At 75.0% G+C, this 12,202-nt stretch carries 11 protein-coding genes; 4 read left to right on the forward strand and 7 right to left on the reverse strand.

Going from position 1 to position 12,202, the window contains the following annotated elements:
- Positions 1-86 precede the first annotated feature (86 nt).
- Positions 87-2,894, reverse strand: coding sequence for a phosphoenolpyruvate carboxylase (ppc, locus tag RM780_RS27040; protein ID WP_394813095.1), 2,808 nt, complete (start codon positions 2,892-2,894; stop codon positions 87-89).
- Positions 2,895-3,263: 369 nt separating this feature from the next.
- Here ppc and RM780_RS27045 point away from each other — a divergent pair, with 369 nt between their 5' ends.
- On the forward strand, positions 3,264-4,343 hold the full coding sequence (locus RM780_RS27045; RefSeq protein WP_311633541.1) for an acyl-CoA desaturase: 1,080 nt from the start codon (positions 3,264-3,266) through the stop codon (positions 4,341-4,343).
- A gap of 7 nt (positions 4,344-4,350) precedes the next feature.
- Complete coding sequence (locus tag RM780_RS27050; protein ID WP_394813097.1) at positions 4,351-5,031, forward strand: TetR family transcriptional regulator; 681 nt, start codon at positions 4,351-4,353, stop codon at positions 5,029-5,031.
- Positions 5,032-5,241: 210 nt separating this feature from the next.
- Here RM780_RS27050 and RM780_RS27055 read toward each other — a convergent pair whose 3' ends face one another.
- The gene (locus RM780_RS27055; RefSeq protein WP_311633542.1) at positions 5,242-5,655 is read right to left on the reverse strand and encodes a rodlin; all 414 of its coding nucleotides are present in this window, start codon (positions 5,653-5,655) and stop codon (positions 5,242-5,244) included.
- 112 nt (positions 5,656-5,767) lie between these two features.
- Positions 5,768-6,580, reverse strand: a complete 813-nt coding sequence (locus tag RM780_RS27060) for a trans-aconitate 2-methyltransferase (protein WP_311633543.1) — start codon at positions 6,578-6,580, stop codon at positions 5,768-5,770.
- A gap of 89 nt (positions 6,581-6,669) precedes the next feature.
- On the opposite strand from RM780_RS27060, the gene RM780_RS27065 reads away from it, so the two are divergent.
- Positions 6,670-7,167, forward strand: coding sequence for a MarR family winged helix-turn-helix transcriptional regulator (locus RM780_RS27065; protein WP_311633544.1), 498 nt, complete (start codon positions 6,670-6,672; stop codon positions 7,165-7,167).
- Between the two features lie 11 nt (positions 7,168-7,178).
- The gene (locus tag RM780_RS27070; RefSeq protein ID WP_311633545.1) at positions 7,179-7,823 is read left to right on the forward strand and encodes a GDSL-type esterase/lipase family protein; all 645 of its coding nucleotides are present in this window, start codon (positions 7,179-7,181) and stop codon (positions 7,821-7,823) included.
- Here RM780_RS27070 and RM780_RS27075 read toward each other — a convergent pair.
- The 4 genes from RM780_RS27075 to RM780_RS27090 all read right to left on the reverse strand — a co-directional run.
- Positions 7,795-8,592, reverse strand: coding sequence for an alpha/beta fold hydrolase (locus RM780_RS27075; RefSeq protein ID WP_311633546.1), 798 nt, complete (start codon positions 8,590-8,592; stop codon positions 7,795-7,797). The two genes, RM780_RS27070 and RM780_RS27075, sit on opposite strands and share 29 nt — an antisense overlap.
- 4 nt (positions 8,593-8,596) lie before the next feature.
- Positions 8,597-9,247, reverse strand: a complete 651-nt coding sequence (locus tag RM780_RS27080; protein ID WP_311633547.1) for a response regulator transcription factor — start codon at positions 9,245-9,247, stop codon at positions 8,597-8,599.
- A 280-nt stretch (positions 9,248-9,527) separates the two neighbouring features.
- Positions 9,528-10,217, reverse strand: a complete 690-nt coding sequence (locus RM780_RS27085) for a response regulator transcription factor (RefSeq protein ID WP_311633548.1) — start codon at positions 10,215-10,217, stop codon at positions 9,528-9,530.
- A 6-nt stretch (positions 10,218-10,223) separates the two neighbouring features.
- Positions 10,224-12,202, reverse strand: a 1,979-nt coding sequence (locus RM780_RS27090) for an outer membrane protein assembly factor BamB family protein (RefSeq protein WP_311633549.1), incomplete at its 5' end; no start/stop codon positions are given.

Here is a 12,202-nt window from a genome sequence, read left to right on the forward strand (position 1 = left end):
GGGGCGCGGGGCCCCCCCCCCCCGCAGTGCCGGGGTGCGGGGGCGTCCCGCCCCCGCACTCGTCGTCCTGGCGCCCCCGGGGGGCGTCAGCCCGTGTTGCGCAGGCCCGCAGCCACCCCGTTGACCGTCAGCAGCAGGGCCCGGGAGAGGAGCTGGTCCGGCTCCTCGCCGCGGGCCGCGGCCTCGCGCTGGCGGTGGAGGAGGGTGACCTGGAGGTAGGAGATCGGGTCGAGGTAGGCGTCGCGGATGCGGAGCGTGCGCTGGAGGGCCGGGGAGTGGTCCAGCGGCTCCCGCTCGCCGGTGACCCGCAGCACCTCCTCCACCGTCAGCCGGTGCTCCGCCTCGATCGTCGCGAAGACGTGCCGCAGCTCCAGGGGAACGAGCGTCTCCACGTAGTGCCGCGCGATCCGCAGGTCCGTCTTGGCGAGCGTCATCCCGACGTTCCCCAGGAAGTTGCGGAAGAAGTGCCACTGCTCGAACGCCTCGGCCAGCACGCCCTCAAGGCCCGCCTCCCGCGCGGCCCGCAGCCCCGAGCCCACGCCGTACCAGCCCGGCACGATCTGCCGCGACTGCGTCCAGCCGAAGACCCACGGGATGGCCCGCAGCCCGTCCAGGCCCGCCCCCGAGTCGGGGCGCCGCGAGGGCCGGGAGCCCAGGTGCAGCTCCGCGAGCTGGTCCACCGGCGTGGAGGCGAAGAAGTACGCCGGCAGGTCCGGGTCCTCCACCAGCGCGCGGTACGCCGCGTGCGCCGCCTCCGAGACGGTGTCCATGGCCGCGTCCCACCGGGCCAGCGCCTCCCGGGACTGCCGCGGCGCGGTGTGCAGCGCGGAGGCCTGGAGCGTGGCGGCAACGGTCAGCTCCAGGTTCTCCCGGGCGAGGGAGGGCACCAGGTACTTGTCGGAGATGACCTCGCCCTGCTCGGTGACCTTGATCTCGCCCTCCAGCGTGCCCCAGGGCTGGGCCAGCACCGCGTCGTGCGTGGGCCCGCCGCCCCGGCCGACCGTGCCGCCGCGGCCGTGGAAGAGCCGCAGCCGCACCCCGTGCCGGTGCGCGACGTCGCGCAGCCGCCGCTGCGCGCGGTGGATCTCCCACTGCGAGGTGGTGATCCCGCCGAACTTGGAGGAGTCGGAGTACCCGAGCATGACCTCCTGCACGTCGTCGCGCAGCGAGACCAGGCGGCGGTAGGAGGGGTCGGAGAGCATCGCGTCCAGCAGCCGGTCCGCGATCCGCAGCTCCTCGGTGGTCTCCAGCAGCGGGACGATCCCGATCCTGGCCCACCCGGCGTGCAGGTCGATCAGCCCGGCCTCACGGGCCAGCACCGTCGCCGCGAACACGTCGTCCGCGCCCTGGCACATGGAGATGATGTACGACTCGATGACCTCGGGCCCGAAGGTGTCCAGCGCCCGCCGCACGGTGGCGAAGACGCCCAGCGTCCGCGCGCCCGCCTCGTCCAGCGGCGCGGGCGTGGGGGCCAGCGGGCGGCGCGAGCGCAGCTCCTTGGCCAGCAGCCGGGTGCGGTAGTCGCGCGGCATGTCCACGTAACGCCAGGACTCCTCGCCGAGGCGGTCGAAGAGCTGCCCCAGCGCGTGGTGGTGCGCGTCCGCGTGCTCGCGCACGTCCATGGTGGCCAGCTGGAGCCCGAACGCCCCCAGCGTGCGCAGCAGCCGCTCCACCCGGCCGTCGGCGATGAGGCCGCCGCGGTGCTCCCGCAGCGAGGACTGCACCAGCCGCAGGTCGTCCAGCACCTCGCCGGTGCCGAGGTAGTCGCGGCCCGGCACGTGCGGGCCGCCGTCCTTGAGGCGGGCCAGGGTGTTGAGCAGCTTCTGCCGCACGCAGGTGACCTTCATCCGGTACGGCTCCTCGGAGTTGAGCCGCTTGTACCGGGGGGTGATCTCGGGCAGGGCCTCCAGGTCGGCCTGGAGGGACTCCAGCAGCTCGGGGCTGGCGCCGGTGTTCCGGATGGAGCTGGACAGGGCCCCCCGGAGCTGGTCGATGTGCCGCAGAGCGCTCTTGATGCCGTGCTCGTGCTGGAGCAGCAGCACCTCCCAGGTGACCTCGGGCGTGACGTTGGGGTTGCCGTCCCGGTCGCCGCCGATCCAGGTGCCGAACGACAGGGGCCGCCCGCCCGCGGGCAGCGGCGCCCCGGCGCGCTCCAGCTCGCCGGCCAGGTCCTCCAGCACGTCCCCGACCGCGCCCGCGGCCAGCTCGTCCAGGTAGTAGACGGCGTTGCGGGCCTCGTCGGCCGGCTCGGGGCGGGCCACGCGCAGCTCGTCGGTCTGCCAGATGAGGTCGATCGTCTCGGCCAGCCGCAGGTCGGTGCGGCGCCGGTCCCCGCCGTGCTCGGTCTCGGGGTGGTCCAGCAGCTCCGCGATGGTGCGCAGCTTGGTCAGCACCGAGCGGCGGGCCGCCTCGGTGGGGTGCGCGGTGAACACCGGCCGGATGCCCAGGTGGGCGACCGTCTGCCGCAGGTGGGCGGGGTCGGCGTCCTTGAGCATGTCGGCGGCGCGGGAGAGCTCGCCGCCCTCGGCGGCGCGCCGCTCGCGCAACTCCCGGCCGCGGTGCACCTGCTCGGTGACGTTGGCCAGGTGGAAGTAGGTGGAGAACGCCCGCACCAGCTTGGCGGCGGTGGCCAGGTCGGTGTCGGCCAGGAGGGCGGCGGCGGCCTCGCCGTCGCTGCGGGTCAGCGCGCGGACGCGCTCGACCAGGTCGAGCAGGGCGGGCCCGTCCTGCCGGACCAGGGTCTCGCCCAGCAGGTCCCCCAGTCGCCTGATGTCGGCGCGCAGGGCGCTGCTGCCGCCCGCGCCGCCGCCGTCCGGAACGGCCTTGGCATCGGGAACGCCGGCGACGGCCGGCGACGGCGAAAGGTCATTCGAACTGCTGTCGGCACTGCTCACGGTTGCGGCTCCTCGCGGCGGGCTGGGGTGACTCGGCTCTCCGGGCTGGCGTGTCGAGGCGGAGTTGAGGCGGAACGGTCGTGCGCTGTCGCGGGCACGTGGGGATCGACGGACCGGCCCCGGGGCGGGAGCCGCGAAGTTTCCGGCTGTCCTTCCCGTGGCAGTCGGCACGTCACGGACCGCGCTGTCCGACATGCACCATCGTAATGAGGTACTCCCCCACGGTCCGCCACGTCCGTCACATCGCCGCCGCTTCCGGGCGGGGGCCTTGTGACACGGCGGCGAACTGCAATACTTACGAAGCCGTAGGTTACGGTCCCGTAGGTACCGGTAGCCCTACCTCACGTCCCCTCCCCCGAGGAAGCGCCCATGACCACATCCCCCGACCTCGTACCCTCGCCCCGGTCCCGAGACGTGCCGGCCCCCGCGTCGGCCGAGGAGCCCGAGCCGGTCGTGTCCGGCACGCTGAGCGGCGACGAGCGCCGCTCCGTGGAACAGATCACGCTGCTGCTCTTCATCACGGTCCCCTTCCTCGCCCTGCTGGCCGCGGTGCCGCTGGCCTGGGGCTGGGGGGTGAGCTGGCTGGACCTCGGCCTGCTGGTGGCGTTCTACTTCATCGGCTGCCACGGGATCACCATCGGTTTCCACCGGCACTTCACCCACGGCTCGTTCAAGGCCAAGCGCCCGCTGAAGATTGCGCTGGCCATCGCGGGCTCGATGGCCCTGGAGGGCCCGCTGGTCCGCTGGGTGGCGGACCACCGCAGGCACCATAAGCACTCGGACGCCGAGGGCGACCCGCACTCCCCGTGGCGGTACGGCGAGACCGTGCCCGCGCTGCTCAAGGGGCTGTGGTGGGCGCACATGGCGTGGATGTTCGACAAGGAGAAGACGCCGCAGCAGAAGTACGCCCCGGACCTCATCAAGGACCCCGACCTGCGCCGCGTCTCGCGGCAGTTCGTGCTGTGGACGACCGTCTCCCTCGGCACCCCCGCCCTCATCGGCGGCCTGGTCACCTGGTCCTGGCAGGGCGCGCTGTCCGCGTTCTTCTGGGGCTCGCTGGTCCGCGTGGCCCTGCTGCACCACGTCACCTGGTCGATCAACTCCATCTGCCACGCCACCGGCAAGCGCCCCTTCAAGTCCCGTGACCGCTCCGGGAACGTCTGGTGGCTGGCCGTGCTCTCCTGCGGCGAGTCCTGGCACAACCTGCACCACGCCGACCCGACCTGCGCCCGGCACGGCGTCGACCGCTGGCAGCTCGACTCCAGCGCCCGCCTGATCCGCTGGTTCGAGCAGCTCGGCTGGGCCTACGACGTGCGCTGGCCGCGGCAGGAGCGCCTGGACGCCAAGCGCGCCGCGAGGGACGAGGGCCCGGGGGAGGGTCCCGGCGCCGCCAGCGGATCCGGCCGGGGCGAAAACCGGAAGGAAGATTCCGCTGCCCACGCGGCATGATGAGTCCGTGGCCACCGATAACAGCATCACGGACAGCGGCGGCAAGGACCGCCCCGCTCGCCAGGCGAGGCGGGCCCGCCGGCGGATGACCGGGACGGAGCGCCGGGAGCAGCTGCTGGACATCGGCCGCACCCTCTTCGCCGCGCGGGGCTTCGACGGCACCTCCGTCGAGGAGATCGCCGCCAGGGCCGGCGTCTCCAAGCCCGTCGTCTACGAGCACTTCGGCGGCAAGGAGGGCCTGTACGCGGTAGTGGTGGACCGGGAGATGAGCCGGCTGCTGTCGATGGTGACCGGCGCGCTGACGGCCGGCCACCCGCGCGAGCTGCTGGAACAGGCCGCGTTCGCGCTGCTGGACTACATCGAGCAGTACACCGACGGCTTCCACATCCTGGTCCGCGACTCCCCGGTGGCGCAGACCACCGGGACGTTCGCCTCGCTGATCGGGGACATCGCCACCCAGGTCGAGGACATCCTGGGCACGGAGTTCAAGGGCCGCGGCTACGACCCGAAGCTGGCGCCGATGTACGCGCAGGCGCTGGTGGGGATGGTGGCCCTGACCGGTCAGTGGTGGCTGAGCGTCCGCAAGCCCAAGAAGGCCGAGGTCGCCGCCCACTTGGTGCACCTGGCCTGGCACGGCCTCCAGGGCCTGGAGGCCAACCCGCGCCTGATCGGCCGCCGCCGCATCTGAACGCCCTCGCGCGCCGCGTCCGGACCGCGCGCGGCGCCGGGCACCCGCACACCACGAGGGCCCCCTTCCCCGGAACGATGGTTCCGGGGAAGGGGGCCCAAGCTGTGCGGGCGGCCGGGCGGAAGGCCGGCGGTCCGGCCGTCCGCCTGCCCTGGCGCGGAAGGCACCTCCCGCCGCCCGGACCTCGCGTCCGGGGCGGCCCTGTGCAGGTCAGGACTTGTTGACGCCGTTCTGCGACAGCACCGGGATGTTGGAAAGCACGCTCGACAGCGGGTCGTCGCCGTCGACCACGACGCTGCCCTCGGAGCAGGCCGCGTTCGGCTCGCTGTTGAGGAGGTCCTGGACGCTGACGTTGACCAGGTTGATGACGTTGACGAGCTGGCTGAGGTCGATCTCCTGGATCGGGATGCAGGGCTTGTTCAGCGAGCCGTTGATCAGGGAGATGTTCGGGCTCATGTAGCCACCGGTGGTGGTGTTGCCGTAGACGTTCTTCACCCCGTTGCCGTTGAACGACGTGTTCTCCACGTTGTCCTCGCTGATGGCCATGGCGGGGGTAGCGGCGATACCGGTCGCACCGACGACCCCGGCCGCAACGGCGACCGTGGCCAGCGTCTTCTTGATCACGAGCTTGTCCTTCCGGATTCTGGAATGCCCTGTTTCTGGAGCGCTCTGCACAACGCCCCGGACGGCATTCGGTTGTCGCCGTTCACCCGTTTCGCCCAATCCCGTGGCCCTTTCAGCGGCGGGTTGACGGGGCCTTGCGCGCTACGGCGAAGACGCGCCGGAAGGGCAGGACCGTGCCGTCCGGGCCGGGGGGGTACGCCCCGCGCAGGGCGTCGCGGTACTCGGCCAGGAACGCCTCCCGGGCCGCCGGATCCTCCGCCAGGGCGGCGAGCACCGGGCGCAGGGCCGTGCCGCACGCCCAGTCCAGGACCGGGTCCTCGCCGGGCAGGACGTGCAGGTAGGTGGTCTCCCACACGTCGGCGGAGCAGCCGAGCGCGGTGAGCGCCGCGAGGTAGCCGGCGGGGGTGAGGACGGCGTCCTCGTGGCGCAGGACCGCGCCCAGCCGGCCGCGCCAGCGGGGGGCGGCGCACAGCTCGCGCAGCAGCGCGTGGGTGGGCGCGCCGAAATTGCCGGGGACCTGGAACGCCAGCACCCCGCCGGGCCGCAGCCCGGCCACCCAGCCGGCGAAGCGGTCCGCGTGGCCGGGGACCCAGTGCAGGGCGGCGTTGGACAGGATCAGGTCGAACGGCTCGGCGGGCCGCCACGCGGAGAGGTCGGCGTGGGCGAAGTCCAGGCCGGGGCGGGCGAGGGCGGCGGCCTCGGCGAGCATGGCGGGGGCGTTGTCGTAGCCGGTGACGCGGGCGGCGGGCCAGCGTTCGGCCACGGCCAGGGTGGGGCGGCCGGGCCCGCAGCCGAGGTCCGCGATCCGGGGGGCGGCGGAGGGCAGGGGCGGGATCCGGTGCAGCAGGTCGGCCAGCGGGCGCCCGCGGTGGGCGCTGTGGCGTTCGTACCGGCCGGGGTCCCAGTGGGGGGTGGGATCGGTCATGGTCCGATCCTGCCCCCAGGGTATCTTGACGTCAAGATTATAAACATCGTGAGACTTCACATCGACACAACTGGCTAGACTGGGACGCTATGGAGGACGAGGTGGACCGCCTGGTGGCGGCCTGGCGGCGGGAGCGCCCCGATCTGGACGTGGAGCCGCTCGAGGTGCTCAGCCGGGTCAGCAGGCTGGCGCGCCACCTCGACCGCGCCCGCCGCCTGGCGTTCGCCGAGCACGGCCTGGAGCCCTGGGAGTTCGACGTCCTCACCGCCCTGCGCCGCGCCGGGCGGCCCTACCAGCTCTCCCCCGGCCAGCTCCTGACCCAGACCCTGGTCACCTCCGGCACGATGACCAACCGCATCGACCGGCTGGCCAAGCGCGGCCTGGTCGAGCGCCTGCCCGACCCCAGCGACCGCCGCGGCGTCCTGGTCCGCCTCACGGCCACCGGCCGCGGCCACGCCGACGCGGCCCTGGCCCGCCTGCTCGACCAGGAGCGCGCCCTGCTCACCGGCCTGAGCACCGCCCAGCGCCGCGATCTCGCCGCCCTGCTGCGCTCGTTGACCGCCCCCTTCGACAACCCCGGCGCCTGAGGGGCGGCGCGATGGAACGGGACGTGCGCCTCTGCTTCGTCGGGGACTCCTTCGTGGCCGGGGTCGGCGACCCCCAGCACTTGGGGTGGGCGGGGAGGCTGTGCGCGCGGGCGCACGCGGCCGGGGTGCCGCTGACGGCGTACAACCTCGGCGTGCGGCGGCAGACCTCGGCGCAGATCCTCGGGCGCTGGCTGACGGAGTGCGCCCCGCGGCTGGCCGAGGCCGGGGAGCCGCGGCTGGTGCTGGCGTTCGGCGTCAACGACACCACGCGGGAGAACGGCCGCCCGCGCGTGGAGCCCGCCGGCTCCCAGGCTCACCTGGCGCGGATGCTTCAGGAGGCCGCGGCCCGCGGCTGGAGCACGCTCGTGGCCGGGCCGCCCCCCGTGGACGACGCCGCGCACAACGCCAGGACGGCCGTTCTCGACGCCCGCTTCGCGGCGGTGTGCCGGGACGCAGGCGTGCCCTACGTCCCCGTGCTGGAAACGCTGTCGGCGGACGCCGTCTGGCGGCGCGAGGTCCGCGCGGGCGACGGCGCGCACCCCGGCGCGGGTGGTTACGACGCCCTGGCCGCCCTGATCGCCCCGCACTGGGACCGCTGGCTGGCAACGCCCCCCGCGCGGGCGGCCGTCACGGGAGCCGGGTCAGGAAGCGCTTGAGGACGATGTCCAGGGCCACCGGGTTCTCCAGGTGCAGGTCGTGGCCGGTGCCCTGGACGCCGACCAGCGTGGTCATGGTGGGGCGGCGGCGCTGCATCTCCTCGGCCTCCTCGGCCGGGATGTAGCTGGCCCCGGCCAGCACCAGCAGCGTCGGGCAGCGCACCTGGTCCCACTCCTCCCAGAAGGCGCGGGTGGCCGTCTCGGTGAGGGAGCGGGCCATCACCTCGGGATCGAAGCGCGGGTACCAGCCGTCGGGGCGCAGTTCGAGCCCGGAGGCCCAGGCCCGGCCGCGCCGCCCGCCGCCGAAGAAGGCCGAGGCGGTCTCCACGGTGGGGAACGGCACCGGCCAGGACGCCAGCCACGCGCGGATGCGCTCGGGCGCCTCGGGGTCGGGGCCGCCGGGCCCGCCCTCGATCATCGCCAGGGCCCGCACCCGCGCGGGGTGCGCGGCGGCCGTCAGCATCGCGGTGTGCGCGCCGAGCGACTGCCCGGCGAGGATGACCTGCGGCTGGCCCAACTCCTCGATCACGGCCGCCACATCGGCCACGTAGGCGGCGCGCGAGACGTCCTCCGGATAGCGCTCGCTGGCCCCGTGACCGCGCTGGTCCAGCGCGAGGACGCGGTGCTTGCTGGTCAGCCACCGGGCCGTGGTGTCCCATTCCCCCGCGTGGCCGGCCAGGCCGTGCAGCAGCAGGATGGGCGTTCCCGGGCCGCCGCCGTAGTCGCGGACGTGGAGGCGTACGCCGTCGCGAATGAGCCGGGAATCCATATCTTCAGTCTGCCGGTGGTACGCCGGCGCGTCGGGCCAGGGCCACCGCCGCGAGCGTGGAGTGCACGCCGAGCTTGCTCAGGACGTTCTGCATGTGGGTGCGGACGGTGTGCGGGGACAGGAAGAGGCGCTCGGCCACGGCCTTGCGGCCCAGGCCCGCCAGCATGCAGCGCAGCACCTCCAGCTCGCGCGGCGTCAGGGTCTCGACCAGGCGCTGGTGCTCGCTGCGGTGGTGCCGGTCGCGGTGCAGCTCGCGCAGCACCCCGGTCAGCAGCGCGGGCGGCACGTGGGTCTCCTCGCGCAGCACCCCGCGCACCACCGACAGCAGCCGGGCCAGGGAGCTGTCCTTGGCGACCCAGCCGGCGGCCCCGGCGCCCAGCGCCCGGGCGGCCAGCGCGGGGTCGTCCTCGGCGGCCAGGATCACCGTGCGGACCAGGGGGAAACGGTCCCGCACGGCGGCCAGCAGGGCGCCCTGCGGGTCGAGGCCGATGTCGAGCAGCAGCACGTCGGCCGGGGCCCGCTCCAGGGCCGTCAGGGCCGCGGGGACGCCGCCGACGGCCGTCGCCTCGACGTCCTGCTCGGCCGTGAGCGCGGTGGCCAGCGAGTCGGCGAAGATCCGGTGCCCGTCGACGACCAGCACCCGAATACGGTCCACGGCAACCTCCCGGCATGGGGTCTCCCCCTGGAAGCACTTCCCTGGGGGCACCTCCCGGACGGAGTCCGGAGGATCCGAGGGAGGAGCCTGGGGGAGGAGCCTGGGGGAGAGGGGGGCGCGGCGGGCGGGCGCGACGCCGGTCGTTACGGCCGCCGCCGTGGGCGTCGCACCCACCACTCTCGCCCCCTGATCCGCACCGGCCCCCACCGGCGCCCTCTTCAGACTACGGATGCCTTCCCACGGCGGAAGGAGTTTCGCTCAAGGCGAGGTATCGAAGCGGTTACGGGTGGGGTCCCTGGGGCGTGCGGGGCGGCGCGTGGTCGAGCAGGCCGGTGCGCACGGCCAGCGCCGCCGCCTCCAGGCGGGAGGCCGCGCCCAGCTTGGTCAGCAGCCGCTGCACGTGGGTGCGGGCCGTGGAGGGGGCCACGCCCATGCCCTGCGCGATGCGGCGGGTGTCCTCCCCCTCCACGATCCGGGCCAGCACGTCCGCCTCCCGCTCGGTCAGCAGCGCGGCCAGGCGCGCGCCCTCGGCCTGGTCCCCGGCCGGGGGGTGCAGCAGCTCGGCGAACGCCTCCCGCAGCAGTTGCGGACTGACCGCCGCCTCCCCGGACTTGGCCTTGACCATGGCCCGCTCCACGCCCTCGATCCGCTCGTCGTGGCGCACGTACCCCCGCGCCCCGGCGGCGAAGGCGGCGGCGACCCCGCGCGGGCTGGGCACGGGCCCGAGCACCACCACGGCCACGCGCGGGCACTCCCGGCGCAGCCGCAGCACGGGGTCGAGCGCGCCGGGAGCGTCCGGCTCAAGCGAGCCGAGCAGGCAGACCTCCGGGCGTTTGGCGATGACGAGTTCGGCGCCGCGGGGCACGGGGGCGACGGCGCCCAGCACGCGGTGGCCGCGCACCCGCAGGGCCGAGGCCAGGGCCTCGGCGACCAGTCTCCGGTCGTCCACCACGACCACCCGGACGCTCACGGGCCCCTACCGGTAGACCAGGAGGGCGGGCCGGTCGCGCCCCTCGCCGGGCGGGAAGGCGAGCCCGGCCAGGACCAGGGTGCGGGAGGGGCCGTGCCACAGCGGTCGCTGGTCGTGGATCGCCGGGCCGTTCATCAGCGCGGCCTCCCGGGCGCGGGCGGACGGGTCGAGGAACATCGCCCGTCCCGCCTGCCCGGTCGCGGGGTCGATGGCCACCACCAGGCCCTCCACCTGCCCGCTCGCGGGCTCGTAGGCCAGGACGCGGCCGTCCTGCACCGCGAACGGCAGGATCCGGCCGCCGCCCTCGGCCGGGACCTCGAACCGCGGCCGGCCGGTGCCCAGGTCGAGGGCCACGACCCGGTTGCCGCCGCCCGGGGTCTCGCCGGGGACGGCACCGGGGGCCTCGGGCGGGAGGTTGGTGGACAGGTAGAGCAGCCCGTCGTGGACCACGGCGGGCCAGCAGTCGTGGAACGCGTCCCGGCGGCACGGCCCCAGGTACGGGGCGGCGTTCAGGTCCAGCTCCCGGGCCACGGAGGCGTGGTCCTCCGAGACGACGAGGACGCGGGGGGCCGAGGAGCCGTCCTCCTCGCGGACGGTGGCGGCCACCACCAGCGGCTCGGCGGAGATCACCGCGTCGACCTGGAACGGCCGGCCCGCGTGGGCGGGCCCGAATTCCCACTCCCACAGCTCGGCCCCCGACTCGTCGGTGGCGCGGACGCTGCCGCCGTCCCGGCCGAAGCCGCAGGACTGCCGGGAGACGAAGGTCCCGTCCAGCACGGTGTAGTCGGTGTCCCGGCAGCGGTCGGTGGTGTTGGACTCCCACAGCTTGGTGCCGTCGCCGACGCGGAAGCCCATGCTGCCGGCGCCGGTGCCGATGGCGACGGTGTCGCCCAGGATGGCCAGGGAGGCGTTCTCGTTCGCGGGCCAGAGCGAGTCCAGCGGCGTGGTCATCACCTCGGCGCCGGCCGCGATGTCCACCACGGTCAGGCGGGCGCAGGCGGGGCCGTGGAGCAGGGCGACGCGGTCGCGGGAGGCGGCCGGGGAGGCGCCGCACAGCCCGCCGGGCTCCAGGGGCACGGTCCAGTTCTCCGCGCCGGTGGCCAGGTCGCGGGAGAACAGGCCGCCCGGCATGGCGCGGACGAGGTCGTCGCCGGTGAACCAGACTCCGCGCGCCACGGCGGGCCGCGAGCTTCCTTCCGGGGCGGGGGCCGGGGCCGCCGACTCCCAGGCCAGGGCGGCGGATATGGGGTCGGCGGGGAGGGTGCCGGGGGTGTCCCGGTTCGCGTCCCCGTTTTCCGCGCCGCTCCCGCCCTCGGGGGCGGCCTCGGCGGCCGGTGCGTCGTCGTCGGCCGCGATGTACAGGACGGCTCCGCCGGCCAGCAGGGAGAGAGCGGCGGCGATGACACCCGCCTTCCGGCTGATCCGCGCGGCCGGGAGCGGGGGCGCCCCCGCCGCGGCGTCGGTGCCCAACGCGCCCGGCGCGGACGGCCGTGCGGAGGCTGGCTCCGGCGCCTGGGCCCGGGTCGACGGCTCCGCCGCGGGCGACCGTCCGCACGACGCGTCTGCGTCGGCGGGGGCCGTCAACGGCCGGTCCGGCGTGAGCCGTTCGGGCGCGGCCTCGGCGGCCGGAGGCGCGGGCGGGGTCAACGGCCGCTCGAGCGCGTGTCGTTCGTCACGGTGGTCCGGGGCCGACGCCTCGCCGACCGGGGGCACGGGAGGCGCGGGCGGGGTCAACGGCCGCTCGAGCGCGGGTCGTTCGTCACGGTGGTCCGGGGCCGACGCCTCTGGGGTGGGCGGGCCTTCGGGCGCGGGCTCGGCGGCCGGGACCTCGGGGGGCTCGGAGACGGTCAACGGCCGGGGCGCGCGCGGGCGTTCGGGCGCGGGCTCGGGCAGCGGCCCTGCGGCGCGCGGCCGTTTCTCCGTGGCGTCCGCCTCCGCAGCGTCCGGGGGCGCCACCGCGTCCGCGTCGACCAACGTCCTTATGG

The sequence above is a fragment of the Streptomyces boetiae genome (genome assembly GCF_031845405.1).
Lineage (GTDB): Bacteria > Actinomycetota > Actinomycetes > Streptomycetales > Streptomycetaceae > Streptomyces > Streptomyces boetiae.